This is a genomic window from Bacillus sp. FJAT-29814, assembly GCF_001510715.1.
Taxonomy (GTDB): domain Bacteria; phylum Bacillota; class Bacilli; order Bacillales; family Cytobacillaceae; genus Neobacillus.
On sequence record NZ_LMTJ01000008.1, the window covers coordinates 431576 to 449382 of the forward strand.

Sequence of the window (17807 nt, forward strand, 5' to 3'; positions counted from 1 at the left end):
CATATTGGATTACATTTAGATAACATTATTTTTTCATTCGCTTTTTTTTGAATGGTTTTGTAGTAGAATGTGTTTAGCAATATTGTAGAGGTGAGAAAATGAAGATAGCAGTTAGTGGCGGGGGGACCGGCGGACATATTTATCCGGCACTCGCACTTATAAGAGAGATACAAAAACGACATAAGGATGCAAAAGTTATATACATAGGCACATTGAATGGCTTGGAAAGCAAAATAATCCCAAAGGAAAATATTCCGTTTAAATCGATTCATATTACCGGATTTAGACGGAAACTATCGTTTGAAAATGTAAAAACAGTCCTCAGGTTTATCAAAGGGGTCAGGGACAGCAGAAAAATTTTAAAAGAGTTTAAACCTGATATTGTCGTAGGCACCGGCGGTTATGTATGTGGGCCTGTCGTGTATGCAGCCGCAAAACTCAAGATTCCGACGATTATCCATGAACAGAACAGCGTCCCAGGGTTGACGAATAAATTCCTTAGCCGGTACGTCAAAAAAATAGCCATATGTTTTGAGCAGGCCAGGGAGTTTTTTCCTCCCGAGAAAGTCGTTTTTACTGGTAATCCAAGGGCATCCGAGGTTTTGGGCCAGGATGGAATTAAAGGAAGGTTGTCAGTTGGGCTCAGTACTACCATGCCATCTGTATTAATTTTTGGCGGCAGCCGTGGTGCAAGGCCAATTAATGAAACAGTGATCAAATTGCTTCCCGAATTTGCCGGGAAACCGTATCAGGTTCTGTATATTACCGGCGAAGTCCACTATGAAGAGGTGAAAAAAGAGGTGGAGCTTGTCGGCAATCCAAAAAATGTAGCCATCAAACCATTTATCCATAATATGCCCGAGGTCCTTGCTGGAATGGATTTGGTAGTCTCAAGGGCAGGGGCAACCACACTTGCCGAAATCACATCACTTGGAATTCCTGCCATTTTGATTCCAAGTCCATATGTGACAAACAATCATCAGGAAAAAAACGCAAACTCTTTAAGTGAGCACGGCGCAGCCAAGGTTATGCTTGAAAAAGACTTAACCAGCAATGGACTTGTAACGGCAATCGACCGGATTTTGCTAAATAAAGAAACACTTAAAGAAATGAAAGCAAATTCAAAGAAAATTGGGGTCCCTGACTCTGCTGCTAGACTGTACAACGTGATAATTGACCTTATAAAAGGAAATTGAAGGTAGCCCAATTGGATTTTTAGCATAAACTAAACTATACGCATGTTTGGAAAGTTAGGTGATCTCAGATGGACGTACTAATACAGGAACTGGAAAAAATGAATATTGGCAAGGTAAAGCGAAACGAACTTCTTGCCCATCATACGACTATCAAAATTGGCGGACCTACAGATCTTTTTATTGAACCAAGCTCTGTTGAAAATTTAATGGCAACAATGGAGTTCATAAAAAAGCATAAGTTAAACTGGCGTGCGATCGGCAGGGGCTCTAATCTATTAGTGTCGGATAAAGGAATCGAAGGCGCTGTTGTTAAACTAGGGTCGGGCATCAACCATCTTGAAATAAATGGAACTGAAATCCTTGTCGGCGCCGGTTATAGCCTTGTTAGTCTATCAACCTTAATAAGCAGGAAAGGGCTATCCGGCCTGGAATTTGCCAGTGGGATTCCGGGTTCTGTCGGCGGTGCTGTCTATATGAATGCCGGGGCACACGGATCAGATATTAGCAAAATCTTGACAAAAGCCCATATTTTATTTGAGGATGGCACGATGGAATGGCTGTCCAATGAAGAAATGGGTTTTTCCTACAGAACCTCCATCCTGCAAAAAGAGCGCCCAGGAATTGTGGTGGAAGCGGTGTTTCAGCTTAAAGAAGGTGACAGAGAAGCAATTGTCGCCCAAATGCAAAAAAATAAAGATTATCGCAAGGATACGCAGCCGTGGAATTACCCTTGTGCAGGCAGCATCTTCCGAAATCCGCTTCCGAATTATGCCGGAAAATTAATTGAGGTAGCCGGGCTGAAGGGCTTTAGTATTGGAGGAGCAAAGATTTCTGAGCTTCACGGTAATTTCATCGTCAACGCGGGTAACGCAACCGCTGGGGATGTCCTTTCCTTAATCCAGCATGTAAAGGATACGATTTATAGTTTATACCAGGTAAAAATGGAAACGGAAGTCGAAATCATCGGCAGGAAATAGAGATGACTGCTGTTTAATTTGAAAATGTTTTTGCAAATTTATTCCGAAATAAACCTGTTACTTCATTCAATAAATCCCTTACGAATGACAAATTTTGTGTTATAATTACTCATAATTAACAGGTGGAGATAATCTTGAGAAAAGAATGACGGCATGATTTTTCGTGCCGTTGTTTTCGCTTTAATTGGGACAGGCATTGTAGTCGGACGGAAATCATCCGCTATAATTTGGGGGAAAGTTGAATGGAAAAAAGCAAGGTCGTGGCCCTAGAGGACCGAATTCCAAAATTAAAGGAGCAAAGACGTCGAAAAGCAAATAGACGGCTTATATTGCTGATGTTCTTATTTTTTACGATGATTGCTCTAATCGTTTATTCGCAATCACCGCTAAGCCACGTAAAGAACATTACGGTCACAGGCAATGAAATTTACTCCAGTGCTGAAATTATCAATCAGAGCGGTCTTTCTACTGAAACAAACATCTGGGAAGTCAGAAAGAGTACGGTAGCTACTAAGCTACAAAAGCTGCCCGAAATGAACAAAGCGGAAGTAAAATTGAAATGGCCGAACTCGGTTGTAATCCAAGTAAAGGAACATAAACGAATTGCCTACCTAAAAAAGGACAATATGTTCTATCCGGTGATGGAGAATGGCCACATTTTAATGGATAAGGAAAGTGATGGCATTCCCGCCAACGCTCCCATCCTCTTCAATTTTGAAAAAGGCGACGCCCTTAATGAATTGGTTGACGGCTTGGAGGTCCTTCCAAATGAGATTGTAAACTCCATTTCGGAAATTCATTATACTCCAAAAAAGGCTGACAAATATCATATATCTTTATTTATGAATGATGGTTTTGAGGTTAGTGCCACTTTAAGGACGTTCTCGGAAAAAATGGTCCACTATCCTTCGATTATCAGTCAGTTGGATCCCGATAAAAAAGGAATTATCGACCTTGAAGTAGGTTCCTATTTTAAGGCTTTTGAAACGGAAGCGGAGGAAACAAAAGTTGAAAATACTGAAGGTGAAGGGTAATCATGTTATTTTGTCCCTTGTCTGCCTGGTATTGGGATTTATTATGGCCTTCTCCTATCATCTAACTCAAATGGAATATAAAGAGGAAAAGCCAAAGCTGTCAGACAAACAATATGAAAAAACCATTGCACTCAGAGACCAATTAATTGCGCAGGAAGAAATCAATCGAAAACTCCAGCGGGAATTAAAAAAGAAACAGGAGAAAGTTCAAAAGAGTGAAAAGGAACTGGCCAAAGAAGCCCAGGTCTTTCTTAATCTTGCCGAGGATTCGGAAAAATACCGGATGTTCCTGGGGAAGGTAAAGGTCAAGGGGAAGGGCGTAAGGATTACGCTTTCCGATGGTGCCTATGATCCGAAGGAAGACAATGTAAATAATTATCTTGTTCATGAACATCATGTCTTTAAAGTTGTCAATGAACTGTACATATCCGGGGCGGCTGCTGTGGCAATTAACGGCCAAAGGCTAACAAGCCATTCTTATATTGTCTGTAATGGTCCAGTCATTACCGTAGATGGAACCCCGTACCCTGCTCCCTTCGTGATTACGGCAATCGGTGACCCAGATGTCCTCGCATCCTCGATCAACTTGACCGGAGGGGTTAAAGACCAGCTGGTAAATGATAATATTGTGTTTTCATTGGAAAAAGACAGTGCATTGGTCTTTAACCCGATTTTGGGAAACACTTAGTGTCCACAAAGATGATGAAAAGGTTGGGTGAAAAAAGTGGACAAGCCAAAATTGAAGATCAGTTTTACCTTGATAGCCGCAATAGTGGGTTTTATGATTGCGATCCAATTTCAAACGGTCAAAAAACCGGTTGAACGGGATACACGAGATATATGGCAGCTCCGAGAAGCGCTCCTGAAGGAAAAAGAGTTGCAATCGAAGCTGTTGATGGAAATCCGGCCGATTGATGAAAAACTGGCAGCCTACGACTCTAAGCGTTCGCAAAGCAAGGAACAAGCTTTAAGAGATACGTTTCAGGAATTAAAGGTTGAGGCTGGTTTGACAGAGGTTACTGGTCCGGGAATAACGCTCGTCATTGAACCTGTAATGGAAGATATCCAACTAGGGAGCCCAAGGGCAAAAACGGTTTCTCCTGATCTGCTGCAAAGGTTACGGAACGAATTGAATAGGTATGAGGCCAAATATACTGCGATTGATGGACAGCGAATGATCAATACATCGGTGATTCGCGATATTAATAACGAAACTAAGATAGACGGCCACACGATTAAAGATCTTCCGATCGAGGTTAAAGTGGTTACGGATGATATAAACACAGCTGAAAAATTGTATAATCGGATGAAAGTTTCAAAATCAAGGGATGAGTTTTTTACGGAGAGTTTAAGACTGAATATTTCTTCGCCGAGCCCTACTATTACGATACCGGCTTATGATAATCCGATTCGTGTACGGTATATGGAGCCGGTTTCAGAAGGGGGCGGTTCCTGATGTGGCTTCCAGTGATAGGATTGATCATTGGAATCATGCTTGGTCTAATGACGGAAATTCGGATTCCTGAGGAATATTCCAATTATTTGTCGATTGCTGTCTTGGCAGCCCTCGACACATTATTTGGAGGAATTCGGGCCTATTTGCAAAATATTTATGACGAAAAAGTATTTGTTTCGGGTTTCTTTTTTAATATAATACTTGCTGCAAGTTTAGCTTTCCTAGGTGTCCATCTTGGTGTAGACTTGTATTTAGCGGCAGTTTTCGCGTTCGGCGTCAGATTATTTCAAAATATTGCTGTAATTAGGCGAATATTATTGACAAAATGGTCAACAAGCAAAGAAAAATTAGAAAAAAGTTGAAAATTTTTAAAGGGAATCATTCAGTTATGACGAATAATCTTATAAGATATGAATATGGGAAGTTATTATTTAATGAACAAAATGATTTGTTGTTCGACATAAAGGGATGTTAAAGGAGGTGCCAGAGAATGAACAGCAATGAAATATATGTAAGTCTTGACATCGGTACATCCAGTGTAAAAGTAATCATTGGTGAAATGGTCAATGACTCTGGAAAAGGCTCATTAAATATAATAGGTGTTGGCAATGTAGAATCCGAAGGCTTACGCAAAGGGTCGATTGTCGACATGGATGACACGGTTCATTCCATTAAAAGGGCAGTGGAGCAGGCAGAAAGAATGGTTGGAATGGAGATTCACGAAGTTGTGGTCGGGATTCCAGGGCATAATGTCATGCTTCAGCCATGTCATGGAATTGTTGCCGTATCCGGCCAAAACCGCGAGATTACCAATGAAGATGTAATCCGCGTAATTGAGGCTGCTTATGCGGGTTCAATCCCTCCTGAAAGAGTCAACATGGGGGTAATCCAAAGGCAATTCATTCTTGATGGAAAGGACGAAATCAATGACCCGCGCGGGATGATTGGTGTTCGTCTGGAAATGGATGGCACACTAGTAACTGGCTCCAATTCCGTCCTTGCGAATATTATCCGCTGTGTAGAGCGAGCGGGTCTCAATTTCTCCGACATCATTCTACAGCCGCTTGCGGCCGGAGATTATGCTTTATCAAAGGATGAAAAGAATCTTGGCGTTGCCCTGATTGATATCGGTGGGGGATCAACGACAATTTCCGTATTTGAAGAAGGATATTTGAAGGCTACGAGTGTCATTCCTGTTGGCGGGGATTTGATTACAAACGATCTTTCCAAGGTATTGCACACCTCAACTGAGGATGCCGAAAATATTAAAGTAAAGTACGGGCATGCGTTTTACGACCATGCATCAGAAGATGAATATTTTAGCGTACCAATCATTGGTAGTGACCAGCATCAGCAATTCAATCAGCTTTATGTTTCAGAAATCATTGAAGCGAGAATGGAAGAAATTTTTGAGTTAATCGCAAAAGAATTAAAACGATTAGGCGTTACCGACCTGCCAGGCGGTTTCGTGTTAACAGGTGGAACTGCCAATATGCAAGGGTTGCTCGAGCTGGCGCAGGATATGTTTAAAAATCCGGTCCGCATCGCCCGTCCCGACTATATTGGAGTTAGAGAACCTCAATATACAACTGCGGTCGGTTTGATTAAATATGCATACAAGAATGCTAGATTGCCAGGCAGCACATCCAGCTCAAATGCATCTGTTTCCGAGCCAGTTGAAAAGAGGGCGCCAAAGCAGCACCAGCCTAAAACAAAAGTGGAAAAGCATCCAGATGAAAAAATGTCATCAAAGGTAAAAAAATTCCTTGGATACTTTTTCGAATAGCTTGAATCGAAAAGGAATATCGACGAATTAGGAGGATTTTTCATGTTAGAGTTTGATACAAATTTAGATTCTCTTGCCACAATAAAGGTAATTGGAGTCGGCGGTGGCGGTAACAATGCGGTAAACCGAATGATCGAGCACGGTGTTCAAGGTGTAGAATTCATTGCTGTTAATACCGACGCCCAAGCATTAAACCTGTCAAAGGCAGAGGTCAAAATGCAGATTGGGTCAAAGTTAACCCGCGGTCTAGGTGCAGGTGCCAACCCCGAGGTGGGCAAAAAAGCCGCCGAAGAGAGTAAAGAGCAAATTGAAGAAGCATTACGCGGAGCTGATATGGTGTTTGTAACGGCCGGAATGGGCGGCGGTACAGGTACTGGTGCTGCACCAGTCATTGCTCAAATCGCCCGTGATCTTGGGGCATTGACAGTTGGTGTTGTAACCCGACCGTTCACGTTTGAAGGGAAGAAACGCGCAACACAGGCTGCTGGCGGAATCTCATCCATGAAGGAAGCAGTAGACACGTTAATTGTTATTCCGAATGACCGTTTGCTTGAAATAGTCGACAAGAGCACACCGATGCTTGAAGCATTCCGCGAAGCGGACAATGTTCTCCGTCAGGGTGTTTCAGGTATTTCCGATTTAATTGCGGTACCTGGATTAATCAACCTTGACTTTGCCGATGTTAAGACGATTATGTCCAATAAAGGTTCCGCTTTAATGGGGATTGGTGTTTCGTCTGGCGAAAACCGTGCAACAGAAGCTGCCAAAAAAGCGATCAGTTCACCGCTACTTGAAACTTCCATTGATGGCGCACAAGGTGTGTTAATGAATATTACCGGTGGCACAAACTTAAGCCTTTACGAGGTACAAGAGGCTGCCGATATCGTTGCTTCTGCTTCAGACCAGGAAGTAAATATGATTTTCGGTTCAGTTATCAATGAAAATCTTAAGGATGAAATTGTCGTAACCGTCATTGCGACCGGCTTTAAGGAAGAAGTGATTCAGCAAAAGCCAACACGCCCGACTTTCGGACAAGTTAAGCCTCAGGCTGGCGTTGTCAAGAGAGAACACAAACGTGAAGAACCGCAACAACAGCAGCAGGCACCACAACAAGAGCCTGTACGCACGAACAACACATTCCAAGAAGATACATTGGATATCCCAACCTTCTTGAGAAATCGTAATAGAAGACGTTAAACTTCATAATGACATAAAAAGGGTACAGCCAGCTGATGGCTGTACCTTTCTTATTTTAGAAAAATTTTTCTGACAAAATCCTATGTAAATAGGGAAAATTTCTGATTTTTTGATTACAGAAAGTGACACACTTCCGCCATGCAAGTACGTTATACTTTTCTGTAAACAGAATAATAGAAACAGCCTTGATAAAGGAGGATGCTTTCTTGGTTGTGTATTTGGATGTGATTTGGGCGCTTAATCTGCTCTTTGATAGTCTTCTCCTTTATTTAACAGCGATTATTCTGAAGAGGAGGGTCCGTTGGTGGAGAATTTTTACCGGGGGATTGATCGGTTCATTGATTATTTTACTAACCTTCACGCCTATAAATGCCATTTCCGGTCATCCGATCTCAAAACTGTTATTCTCCGTCATGATGGTATTAATCGCTTTTGGTTATAAACGATTTTCGTTTTTTATAAAAGCATTAATGACATTTTATGTCTCTACTTTTTTAATTGGCGGGTCATTAATGGGGGTTCATTTTTTCATTCAGTATGATCCCGAATTAACGATGGAAGTCCTTCAGACAAGTGTGATGGGATTTGGTGATCCGATCAGCTGGCTGTTTGTTCTAATCGGATTTCCGGTCGCTTGGCATTTTTCAAGAAAAAATATTGAGTCAATGGAAATGACTAAAATCCAATATGATCAGATTGTGAGCGTAGTAGTAAAAATAGACAATGAAACATTAAATCTAAAGGGGCTAATCGACAGCGGTAATCAGCTGTATGACCCGTTATCAAAACAACCTGTCATGTTCATATCCGTTAATAAACAATTCGAATCTTTTTCCGAACCCATTCAACAATTAGCCGCGAATCCTGACCCGCTTTCCATCGGCACAGATAAATATCCTGAAACCTGGCAAAATCGGATGAGAATTGTACCTTATAGGGTGGTAGGCCAAGGTTCCCAGCTCATTACTGCTATTAAGCCTGACAGCATCCATATTGAGCATAATGGCAGCCTGCATCTATTTGATAAGGGACTTGTATCATTTACCATGCAGGAACTCTCGGCTGATGATGTCTTTCAGTGCATTGTCCATCCGAAGATGCTAACAGGACCAAAGCAAGACAGCGGCACCGTGAAGGTAAGTTAATAATACTATACTCAGAAAAACATATTTTTAGAAGGAGGAATACAAATGAAAAAGTGGAAACTTCGCTTATCCTATTACTGGTATAAGCTATTAATAAAATTGGGACTAAAAACAGATGAAGTTTATTATATTGGTGGCAGCGAAGCCCTTCCTCCTCCCTTAAGCAAAGACGAGGAAGAACTACTGCTGAAAAAGCTTCCCGGCGGTGATAAAGCCGCAAGATCAATCTTAATTGAGCGCAATCTTCGTCTCGTTGTCTACATTGCCAGAAAGTTTGAAAATACCGGGATCAATATTGAAGATTTAATCAGCATTGGGACAATCGGCCTAATCAAAGCAGTTAATACTTTTAATCCAGAAAAGAAAATCAAACTGGCTACATACGCATCAAGATGTATTGAAAATGAGATTCTCATGTACTTACGACGGAACAATAAAATTAGATCGGAAGTTTCATTTGATGAACCGTTGAATATTGACTGGGATGGCAATGAATTATTGTTATCCGATGTATTGGGAACGGATGATGATATTATTACGAAAGATTTGGAAGCAAACGTCGACCGCAAGCTTCTCACCAAGGCGCTTCATCAGCTAACGGATCGTGAAAAGCAAATTATGGAGCTTCGCTTTGGCCTGACAAACGGAGAAGAAAAAACCCAGAAAGATGTTGCTGATATGCTCGGGATTTCGCAATCCTATATTTCCAGATTGGAAAAGAGAATCATTAAGAGATTAAGGAAGGAATTTAATAAAATGGTATAAGACAGGAAAATTTTTTCTGTCAGTAAAACCCAACAAGTTCGAGGTTTTACCGGATAAAAAAGAATGTATGTTCCTACACTGCGGCATACGCTAGTGCATATTTTTCCTTTCCAAGGAGATACTGTTTTTTGTACAGCAGCTCTCTCGAGGAGGGAAAAGATTTGACTCGAAATAAAGTTGAAATTTGCGGTGTAGACACATCAAAACTCCCCGTACTGAAGAATGAAGAAATGAGAATACTGTTCAAGCAAATGCAAGATGGCGATATTAGCGCCAGGGAAAAGCTGGTAAATGGTAATTTGCGCCTTGTCTTGAGTGTAATTCAACGGTTTAACAACCGGGGTGAATTCGTCGATGACCTGTTTCAGGTTGGCTGTATTGGACTTATGAAATCAATTGATAACTTTGATTTAGGGCAAAATGTTAAGTTTTCCACTTATGCGGTACCGATGATTATTGGTGAAATCCGGCGTTATCTTCGCGACAACAACCCGATTCGCGTATCCCGCTCCTTAAGGGATATTGCCTACAAAGCGCTGCAGGTTAGAGAGCGTCTGATGAGCGAAACATCAAGAGAGCCAACTGCGGAAGAAATCGCCAAGGTTCTCGAGGTGCCGCACGAAGAAATTGTATTTGCGTTAGACGCGATACAGGATCCGGTATCTTTATTTGAACCGATTTATAATGACGGCGGCGATCCCATTTATGTGGTGGATCAATTAAGCGATGAGAAAAATAAAGATATTCATTGGATTGAGGAAATTGCCTTAAAAGAAGGCATGCGCAGATTGAATGAACGGGAAAAACTAATCCTTAGAAAGCGATTCTTCCAAGGGAAAACCCAAATGGAGGTTGCTGATGAAATTGGAATTTCCCAAGCCCAGGTTTCAAGACTTGAAAAAGCGGCCATCAGGCAAATGAACAAAAATATTCAAAGCTAAAGCTGTCCAAATGGGCAGCTTATTTTCATTTGTCAGCTCCACAAGGATTGCTTCGACATCATAAGCTTCACAGGAACAAGCTGTGCTTGTTCCGAAAGCGCTTCTGCCTTTCGATACTAAACTGACAAGGTTCATCATATATTCAATTATAGTACTGTTACGGGGGGAATATTAATGGTGAGGATTTCCGAGTTTCAGATAAAGGATGTCGTAAATGTTTCGGATGGTAAACGGTTAGGTAATATAAGCGATATTGAGATAAATTTAACGACTGGAAAAATAGACTCGGTGGTTATATCGGGGAATGGGAGAGTGCTTGGCTTTTTTGGAAAGGACGATGAAATCGTGATTCCCTGGAAAAATATCATTAAAATTGGCCAGGATGTAATATTGGTCAGGCATAAAATAGATGACCGGGTTCCGGAAGAAGTTTAAGTTTCCGTAAATCGGTCCCCTCACAATGACCATTTTGATTTTTCATGGTAAACTATAGAAAAACATTTGAGGTAGAGAAATGGAACCCTTTGTTTTAAAAAATGAATCATTGTTTATGATTGATGGCTGGATGAACCGATTTCCGGGTTTGACTGCCGGAATTACCTCCAAACATGGCGGAGTTGGTAAGGGAAGCTTCCAATCCCTCAATATGGGCTTTCATGTTGGCGATGATGTAAATGACGTATGCATAAATCGGGAAACTGTCGCCCACCTACTGAATTTCCCGCTGGAATCTTGGGTTGGCGCACAGCAAACGCACGATATTATGATCAGGAAAATATCAATAGCGGACCGGGGCACGGGTTCCAATTCGTATAATCAGGCCTTTGAGGGGACAGACGGTTTTTATACGAATGAAAAGGGGATTCTATTAACCCTTTGTTTTGCTGATTGTGTCCCGCTTTTCTTTATCGCACCAAAGTCAGGGATGATTGGGGCGGCTCACGCCGGTTGGAAGGGTACCGTAGGGGGAATTGCCCGTGAGATGATCATTACCTGGGAGCAGGAAGGCATCAGGCCTGAAGAAATTTTCGTCGCAATTGGGCCGTCCATCTGCAAAAATTGTTATATTGTGGATAATCGTGTCATTAACTTGGTGGAAAATATACTAGAAGATGTCGATGGAAAACCATATAATTTAATTAATGGCAATCAATATAGTTTGGACTTGCGAGAAGCTAATCGGCTGCTTCTTCTAAAAACTGGAGTGCCCGAAGAAAACATTCTTGTCACAGGGCTATGCACAAGCTGTGATAATAGTTTTTTTTCTCACCGGCGCGACAAAGGTAGCACTGGAAGAATATTAAGCTTTATTGGCTGGAAGGAGATTTGAAAGCAATATGAAAGTGGCAGCAAAGCTAGAGCAAATAAGGCAGCAAATCGAAACAGCATGCCGGAAGTCCGGCCGAAAACCTGAGGAAGTGACAGTTATTGCTGTTACCAAATATGTGAGTGCCGAAAGGGCTAAAGAGGCCTTGGAGGCAGGCATTACAAATCTCGGCGAAAATCGTGATGATGGGTTGTTGGAAAAATGGCAGATGCTTGGGGACAAGCCTGCATGGCATTTTATTGGAACGCTGCAAACAAGAAAGGTAAAAAACATTATCGATAAAGTGGATTATATTCATTCGTTGGACCGCCAATCCCTGGCAGAAGAAATTAATAAACGCGCCAGCCGTCAAGTGAAATGTTTGATACAAGTAAACGTCTCCGGGGAAGACTCAAAGCATGGGCTGGCACCCGTAGAAGTAATCGGATTTATTGAATCACTTCGACCGTATCAAAATATAAGCATCCAAGGTCTAATGACGATGGCTCCGCTTACTGACGATGAAGAGATACTTAGAAATTGCTTTCACAAGCTGAAAGATCTACGGGACCAGGTTCAATCCCGTCAATTTGAATTTGCTCCGTGTACCGAGTTGTCGATGGGCATGTCCAATGATTTTGCGATTGCAATCGAAGAGGGAGCAACGATGGTAAGAATCGGTACAGCATTAGTTGGCGAAGATGATTAGGGGAGAAGAAGATGACATTAAAATCAAAATTAAAAACATTTTTCTTTTTGGATGATGACTTCGATGAGAATAACGATGAGTACACTCAGGCTCAAGAACCGGTCAAACAAAAAAGACAGGCAGTTAAAAGCCAAAATGTTGTTAGTTTGCAAAGCGTCCAAAAACAGGCGGCTTCTGCAGGTGCCGGGACCTCTTCAAAGGCTTCAAAGGTCATCTTGGTTGAACCGCATTCCAGTTCCGAAGTCACGGAGATTGCCGACCATTTGAAAAGCCGCCGTGCTGTTGTCGTAAATCTTCAGCGGATTAATCATCAGGAAGGAAGACAGATCGTCGATTTTTTAGGCGGAGTAGTCTATGCTCTTGGCGGAGACATACAAAAAATTGGCGTCAATATTTTCTTGTGCACACCTGATAACGTTGAGGTGTCGGGAAATATTTCGGAGCTTTTTTCGGAGCAAGAAGATCAAAATACGAGGTGGTAAAATAAATGGATATCGTTTTCGGGATATTGCAAAGGTTGATTCAAATATACTCTTGGGCATTAATTATTTACATATTGATGTCCTGGTTTCCAAATGCAAGAGAATCATCGATTGGCCAATTTTTGTCGAGGATTTGCGAGCCGTATTTAGAGCCATTCAGAAGAATTATTCCGCCGCTTGGAATGATTGACATTTCGCCGATTGTTGCCTTCCTTGTCCTTAACTTTGCTCAAAGCGGCTTGCATAGTGTCTATCAATGGCTTACTTAAATTTTGATTAGGTTGTGTTGGCACCAATGAATATTTATCAGCATTTCCGCCCGGAAGAACGGGAATATATAGATCGGGTTTTGCAATGGAAGGACATTGTTGAAAACCAGTATTCATCTAAATTGACTGATTTTCTTGACCCAAGAGAGCAGCATATTTTAAAAATGATTGTAGGCGAGAGTGGTGACGTGAAATACGCCCTCTTTGGCGGGAGCCACCATTCAGAAAGGAAAAGAGCGCTGTTATATCCTGATTATTTGGCCCCAACCGACGAGGATTTTCAAATTACTTTATTTGAAATTTTCTACCCCAAGAAATTTGTCAAAATTGAACACCGGCAAGTGCTTGGAACGCTTATGTCGCTTGGGCTAAAACGTGGGAAATTCGGCGATATCCTGATGAACGACAACGGGCAGGTGCAATTTTTTGCCGCTCGCGAAATCGGCGAATATATTAAAAATAATGTTGAATCGATTGGCCGAGCAGGTGTAAAATTGGCTGAGGCTGCTATCGGGCAAGCGATTCCGTCAGAAGAACATTGGGAAGACACCGAATTAACAGTATCTTCTTTACGGTTGGATACTGTTATTTCTGGTGTTTGCAATCTGGCAAGGCAAAAATCCCAAAATCTTGTTGGGGCAGGTCTTGTCAAAGTTAATTGGACAGTGATTGAAAATCCTGCCTTTATCTGTGAACCTGGAGATATGATTTCGGTCCGCGGCTATGGGAGGGTAAAGATCCTGCAGCTGGACGGCAAAACGAAAAAAGAAAAATGGCGAATTACGGTAGGAAAACAAAAATAATTAAAATTTATGCAGGAAATTCGAAAACCATGTCGAATATTTTCTAATACATATATTTGTAGTACAGTTTGATGGAGGTGGCATTATGCCGTTAACACCGTTGGATATTCACAATAAGGAATTTAATAAGGGATTTAGAGGGTACGATGAGGATGAAGTTAATGAATTTCTTGATCAGGTGATTAAGGATTATGAATTGGTGCTTCGCGAGAAAAAAGAATTGGAAGAGCGCCTGCACGATATGCAAGAACGGCTGGGTCATTTCACCAGTATCGAGGAAACCTTGAACAAATCAATCGTGATAGCTCAGGAGGCCGGTGAAGACGTTAAAAGAAATGCCCAAAAGGAAGCAAAGCTGATCATTAAAGAAGCAGAGAAAAATGCCGACCGGATTGTTAACGAATCTCTATCTAAAGCAAGAAGAGTTGCCTTGGAAATCGAAGATTTAAAGAAACAATCGAAAATTTTCCGAACCCGTTTTAAGATGTTGATCGAAGCACAGCTTGACATGTTGAATACGGATGACTGGGATCACCTGTTGGATTATGAAGTGGATGCAACAGAATTAAAAATGCACGAAGAAGAAGATTCATTAGCTTGACGAATAACGCCATAATAGAATATAATTTCATAACAGTTAAATAGAATGAACATTGACGATGACAGGGACAGTACAATTTTTCAGAAAGCTTTATTAGCGAGTCAGGGATGGTGTAAGCCTGACAGAGCGGAAGAATTGGAAAATCACCCTTGAGTTCTGTGGTCGAACCTCCATTTGGATTAATAGACCAAGCGTGCGATTCACGTTACGAATAACGAAGAGAATAGAATCTCTCACTTGATTCTATTTATCAGGGTGGTACCGCGGGAATAAACCTTCTCGTCCCTATTTGGGATGAGGAGGTTTTTTTATTGGAAAAAATGGTCATTCTGTTCAATAGAAATGTAATGGAGGCTAGGAAAGATGGAGTACAAAGATACGTTGTTAATGCCGCAGACGGAGTTTCCAATGCGCGGCAATCTTCCGCAAAGAGAACCTGACATCCAGGCGAAATGGGAAGAGATGAATATTTATCAAAAGGTTCAGGAACGGACAAAAGGGCGTCCAATATTTGTCTTGCATGATGGCCCGCCGTACGCAAATGGCGATATCCATATGGGTCATGCCCTTAATAAAATTTTAAAGGACTTTATCGTTCGCTATAAATCGATGAGCGGCTATCACGCACCATATGTGCCGGGGTGGGATACCCATGGTCTGCCAATCGAACAGGCGCTGACTAATAAAGGGGTTAAACGCAAAGAAATGTCGGTTGCCGATTTCCGTAAGCTTTGCACCGAATATGCGTTGGAGCAAATCGACAATCAGCGCACCCAATTTAAACGTCTAGGTGTTCGCGGCGATTGGGAAAACCCGTACATCACCTTAAAGCCTGAGTACGAAGCGCAGCAAATTAAAGTATTTGGGGAAATGGCGAAAAAAGGCTATATTTATAAAGGCTTGAAGCCAGTATACTGGTCACCGTCAAGTGAATCGGCACTGGCCGAAGCGGAGATTGAATATAAAGATAAGCGTTCCCCGTCCATCTATGTCGGGTTCAAGGTAAAGGATGGCAAAGGAGTCCTTGACCAGGATACACAAATTGTAATTTGGACAACAACACCATGGACAATTCCGGCGAACCTCGGCATTTCAGTACATGGAGACCTTAAGTATGTAGTTGTCTCTGCAAATGGTGAAAAGTATGTCGTTGCCGAGGATTTACTAGAAGCAGTGACAAAGGAAATCGGTTGGGAAGAGACAACGGTTGTCAAAAAGGTAAAAGGAACCGAACTTGAATACGTTGTCGCTGTACACCCGCTTTACGGCCGTGATTCACTTGTCATGCTAGGGGAACATGTTACAACTGATGCCGGTACCGGCTGTGTCCATACAGCCCCGGGACATGGGGAAGATGACTTCCACGTTGGCCAAAAATATGGGTTGGATGTACTAAACCCTGTTGATGACAAAGGCTATATGACTAGTGAGGCACCAGGTTTCGAAGGAATTTTTTACGATGAAGCTAATAAGCCAATCACCCAGGCCTTGGAAGAAGCGGGAGCACTTCTCAAGCTTTCATTTATCACTCACTCCTATCCGCATGACTGGCGTACGAAAAAACCGGTAATTTTCCGTGCCACAGCGCAGTGGTTTGCATCGATTAAAGATTTCCGCGAACAGTTGCTTGATGCTGTTAAAGAAACAAAATGGGTGCCTGCTTGGGGAGAAACCCGCCTGTTTAACATGGTCCGTGACCGCGGCGACTGGTGTATCTCTCGTCAGCGTGTCTGGGGTGTGCCGATTCCGGTATTTTATGCGGAAAATGGTGAAGAAATCATTACCGATGAAACGATTAATCATGTATCGGAATTATTCCGTGAACATGGCTCTAATATCTGGTTCCAGCGTGAAGCAAAAGACTTGCTGCCTGAAGGCTTTACACATCCGGGAAGCCCGAACGGAACATTCACAAAAGAAAATGATATCATGGATGTCTGGTTTGACTCTGGTTCCTCCCACCAAGCCGTCTTGGTTGAACGGGAAGACTTGGTCCGTCCTGCAGACCTTTATCTGGAAGGCTCTGACCAATATCGAGGCTGGTTTAATTCCTCATTGTCAACCGCTGTTGCGGTAACCGGCAAGGCCCCTTATAAAGGTGTGCTAAGCCATGGGTTTGCCCTTGACGGCGAAGGCAGAAAAATGAGTAAATCTTTGGGAAATGTAGTCGTGCCAGCAAAAGTTATGAATCAGTTGGGAGCCGACATATTACGCCTGTGGGTTGCCTCGGTTGATTATCAATCGGACGTCCGGGTTTCTGATGCCATTCTTAAACAGGTTGCCGAGGTTTACCGGAAAATTCGCAATACCTTCCGATTCTTATTAGGGAATTTGGCCGATTTTGATCCAGCAGTCAACAAGGTTGCCTATGAAAACCTGCGTGAAGTCGATCAATTTATGCTCGTAAAATTAAATAAACTGATCAAAAATGTTCGTAACGCTTATGAAAATTATGAATATGCCGCCATCTACCATGCGGTGAATAATTTCTGTACGCTAGATCTAAGTGCGTTCTACCTTGATTTTGCAAAGGATGTACTATATATTGAAGCAAAAGACCACCATGAGCGCCGGGCAATTCAAACCGTTCTGTACGAGTCATTGCTTGCGCTGACAAAATTGGTATCGCCAATTCTTTCCCACACAGCGGATGAAGTGTGGAAATACATTCCAAATGTGCAGGAAGAGAGCGTGCAATTAACAGACCTTCCAGAATATCAAGAGCTAGTCGGTGCTAAGGCGCTTGAGGAAAAGTGGTCGGCATTTATGAGGCTTCGTGATGATGTCTTAAAAGCACTTGAGGAATCAAGGAATGCGAAGGTAATTGGCAAATCGCTGACCGCCAAGGTTACCTTGTATGTGAATGACAAGACGAGAGCCCTTTTGGATTCAATTGAAGAAAATTTGAACCAGCTCTTCATCGTTTCCGGTTTTGAAGTAGCCGGTACTTATGATCAGGCTCCAGAATCCGCCCTTAAGCTTGATAATGCAGCCATCGTTGTTACAAAGGCTGAAGGGGAAACATGTGAACGCTGCTGGGTTGTTACACCAGAGGTCGGTCAAGATCCGGAGCATCCATCCCTTTGCCCACGCTGTGCGCATGTAGTTAAAGAAAATTATTCACACTTGGCATAACGTTG

Annotated in this window: 19 protein-coding genes and 1 other annotated feature; all 19 genes read left to right on the top strand. The window is 42.2% G+C overall.

Annotated elements, in window-relative coordinates:
- Nucleotides 1-98: 98 nt before the first annotated feature.
- The 19 genes from murG to ileS all read left to right on the top strand — a co-directional run bounded on the left by murG (nucleotide 99) and on the right by ileS (nucleotide 17802).
- Nucleotides 99-1196, top strand: coding sequence for an undecaprenyldiphospho-muramoylpentapeptide beta-N-acetylglucosaminyltransferase (gene murG, locus AR334_RS22375; RefSeq protein WP_066318201.1), 1098 nt, complete (start codon nucleotides 99-101; stop codon nucleotides 1194-1196).
- Between the two features lie 68 nt (nucleotides 1197-1264).
- The gene (gene murB, locus AR334_RS22380; protein WP_066318203.1) at nucleotides 1265-2173 is read left to right on the top strand and encodes a UDP-N-acetylmuramate dehydrogenase; all 909 of its coding nucleotides are present in this window, start codon (nucleotides 1265-1267) and stop codon (nucleotides 2171-2173) included.
- Between the two features lie 242 nt (nucleotides 2174-2415).
- Nucleotides 2416-3207, top strand: a complete 792-nt coding sequence (locus AR334_RS22385) for a cell division protein FtsQ/DivIB (RefSeq protein ID WP_066318205.1) — start codon at nucleotides 2416-2418, stop codon at nucleotides 3205-3207.
- Complete coding sequence (locus AR334_RS22390) at nucleotides 3182-3895, top strand: DUF881 domain-containing protein (protein WP_253701340.1); 714 nt, start codon at nucleotides 3182-3184, stop codon at nucleotides 3893-3895. The genes AR334_RS22385 and AR334_RS22390 overlap by 26 nt, the downstream gene beginning before the upstream one ends.
- Before the next feature lie 36 nt (nucleotides 3896-3931).
- The gene (locus AR334_RS22395) at nucleotides 3932-4663 is read left to right on the top strand and encodes a DUF881 domain-containing protein (RefSeq protein WP_066318207.1); all 732 of its coding nucleotides are present in this window, start codon (nucleotides 3932-3934) and stop codon (nucleotides 4661-4663) included.
- Entirely contained in the window at nucleotides 4663-5025 is a 363-nt protein-coding gene (locus AR334_RS22400; RefSeq protein WP_066318218.1) for a small basic family protein, read from the top strand. The genes AR334_RS22395 and AR334_RS22400 overlap by 1 nt, the downstream gene beginning before the upstream one ends.
- A gap of 128 nt (nucleotides 5026-5153) precedes the next feature.
- On the top strand, nucleotides 5154-6449 hold the full coding sequence (ftsA, locus tag AR334_RS22405; protein WP_066318221.1) for a cell division protein FtsA: 1296 nt from the start codon (nucleotides 5154-5156) through the stop codon (nucleotides 6447-6449).
- Between the two features lie 42 nt (nucleotides 6450-6491).
- A complete protein-coding gene (gene ftsZ, locus AR334_RS22410) occupies nucleotides 6492-7646 on the top strand; it encodes a cell division protein FtsZ (RefSeq protein ID WP_066318239.1) in 1155 nt (384 codons plus the stop codon).
- Between the two features lie 212 nt (nucleotides 7647-7858).
- Nucleotides 7859-8791, top strand: coding sequence for a sigma-E processing peptidase SpoIIGA (gene spoIIGA / locus AR334_RS22415; RefSeq protein WP_367576370.1), 933 nt, complete (start codon nucleotides 7859-7861; stop codon nucleotides 8789-8791).
- 45 nt (nucleotides 8792-8836) lie between these two features.
- Nucleotides 8837-9556: an RNA polymerase sporulation sigma factor SigE gene (gene sigE / locus AR334_RS22420; protein WP_066318243.1), complete on the top strand. Its 720-nt coding sequence runs from the start codon at nucleotides 8837-8839 to the stop codon at nucleotides 9554-9556.
- A 161-nt stretch (nucleotides 9557-9717) separates the two neighbouring features.
- A complete protein-coding gene (gene sigG / locus AR334_RS22425) occupies nucleotides 9718-10497 on the top strand; it encodes an RNA polymerase sporulation sigma factor SigG (RefSeq protein ID WP_066318246.1) in 780 nt (259 codons plus the stop codon).
- 174 nt (nucleotides 10498-10671) lie between these two features.
- Complete coding sequence (locus tag AR334_RS22430) at nucleotides 10672-10932, top strand: YlmC/YmxH family sporulation protein (protein WP_066318254.1); 261 nt, start codon at nucleotides 10672-10674, stop codon at nucleotides 10930-10932.
- 79 nt (nucleotides 10933-11011) lie between these two features.
- Nucleotides 11012-11827 (top strand): peptidoglycan editing factor PgeF, encoded by an 816-nt coding sequence (pgeF, locus tag AR334_RS22435; protein ID WP_066318257.1) that lies wholly within the window; start codon nucleotides 11012-11014, stop codon nucleotides 11825-11827.
- A 7-nt stretch (nucleotides 11828-11834) separates the two neighbouring features.
- Nucleotides 11835-12512 carry a YggS family pyridoxal phosphate-dependent enzyme gene (locus tag AR334_RS22440; protein WP_066318259.1) on the top strand — a complete coding sequence of 226 codons (678 nt, stop codon included), beginning with the start codon at nucleotides 11835-11837 and terminating at the stop codon, nucleotides 12510-12512.
- A gap of 11 nt (nucleotides 12513-12523) precedes the next feature.
- Nucleotides 12524-12994 (top strand): cell division protein SepF, encoded by a 471-nt coding sequence (locus AR334_RS22445; RefSeq protein WP_066318262.1) that lies wholly within the window; start codon nucleotides 12524-12526, stop codon nucleotides 12992-12994.
- Nucleotides 12995-12999: 5 nt separating this feature from the next.
- Nucleotides 13000-13263, top strand: coding sequence for a YggT family protein (locus tag AR334_RS22450; protein WP_066318264.1), 264 nt, complete (start codon nucleotides 13000-13002; stop codon nucleotides 13261-13263).
- 26 nt (nucleotides 13264-13289) lie between these two features.
- Nucleotides 13290-14066: an RNA-binding protein gene (locus AR334_RS22455; protein ID WP_066318269.1), complete on the top strand. Its 777-nt coding sequence runs from the start codon at nucleotides 13290-13292 to the stop codon at nucleotides 14064-14066.
- 85 nt (nucleotides 14067-14151) lie between these two features.
- Nucleotides 14152-14667 (top strand): DivIVA domain-containing protein, encoded by a 516-nt coding sequence (locus AR334_RS22460; RefSeq protein ID WP_066318272.1) that lies wholly within the window; start codon nucleotides 14152-14154, stop codon nucleotides 14665-14667.
- Nucleotides 14668-14716: 49 nt separating this feature from the next.
- Nucleotides 14717-14957: a binding site (T-box leader), on the top strand.
- A gap of 73 nt (nucleotides 14958-15030) precedes the next feature.
- On the top strand, nucleotides 15031-17802 hold the full coding sequence (ileS, locus tag AR334_RS22465) for an isoleucine--tRNA ligase (RefSeq protein ID WP_066318276.1): 2772 nt from the start codon (nucleotides 15031-15033) through the stop codon (nucleotides 17800-17802).
- The last annotated feature ends 5 nt before the right edge of the window (nucleotides 17803-17807 follow it).

What these genes read in the sequence shown, in the direction of transcription:
- AR334_RS22400 (WP_066318218.1), top strand. Translation starts at nt 4,663, where the DNA reads ATGTGGCTTCCAGTGATAGGATTGATCATTGGAATCATGCTTGGTCTA.
- AR334_RS22450 (WP_066318264.1), top strand. Translation starts at nt 13,000, where the DNA reads ATGGATATCGTTTTCGGGATATTGCAAAGGTTGATTCAAATATACTCT.
- sigE (WP_066318243.1), top strand. Translation starts at nt 8,837, where the DNA reads ATGAAAAAGTGGAAACTTCGCTTATCCTATTACTGGTATAAGCTATTA.
- pgeF (WP_066318257.1), top strand. Translation starts at nt 11,012, where the DNA reads ATGGAACCCTTTGTTTTAAAAAATGAATCATTGTTTATGATTGATGGC.
- AR334_RS22430 (WP_066318254.1), top strand. Translation starts at nt 10,672, where the DNA reads ATGGTGAGGATTTCCGAGTTTCAGATAAAGGATGTCGTAAATGTTTCG.
- ftsZ (WP_066318239.1), top strand. Translation starts at nt 6,492, where the DNA reads ATGTTAGAGTTTGATACAAATTTAGATTCTCTTGCCACAATAAAGGTA.
- AR334_RS22460 (WP_066318272.1), top strand. Translation starts at nt 14,152, where the DNA reads ATGCCGTTAACACCGTTGGATATTCACAATAAGGAATTTAATAAGGGA.
- ileS (WP_066318276.1), top strand. Translation starts at nt 15,031, where the DNA reads ATGGAGTACAAAGATACGTTGTTAATGCCGCAGACGGAGTTTCCAATG.
- murB (WP_066318203.1), top strand. Translation starts at nt 1,265, where the DNA reads ATGGACGTACTAATACAGGAACTGGAAAAAATGAATATTGGCAAGGTA.
- AR334_RS22385 (WP_066318205.1), top strand. Translation starts at nt 2,416, where the DNA reads ATGGAAAAAAGCAAGGTCGTGGCCCTAGAGGACCGAATTCCAAAATTA.
- ftsA (WP_066318221.1), top strand. Translation starts at nt 5,154, where the DNA reads ATGAACAGCAATGAAATATATGTAAGTCTTGACATCGGTACATCCAGT.
- AR334_RS22445 (WP_066318262.1), top strand. Translation starts at nt 12,524, where the DNA reads ATGACATTAAAATCAAAATTAAAAACATTTTTCTTTTTGGATGATGAC.
- AR334_RS22455 (WP_066318269.1), top strand. Translation starts at nt 13,290, where the DNA reads ATGAATATTTATCAGCATTTCCGCCCGGAAGAACGGGAATATATAGAT.
- murG (WP_066318201.1), top strand. Translation starts at nt 99, where the DNA reads ATGAAGATAGCAGTTAGTGGCGGGGGGACCGGCGGACATATTTATCCG.
- AR334_RS22440 (WP_066318259.1), top strand. Translation starts at nt 11,835, where the DNA reads ATGAAAGTGGCAGCAAAGCTAGAGCAAATAAGGCAGCAAATCGAAACA.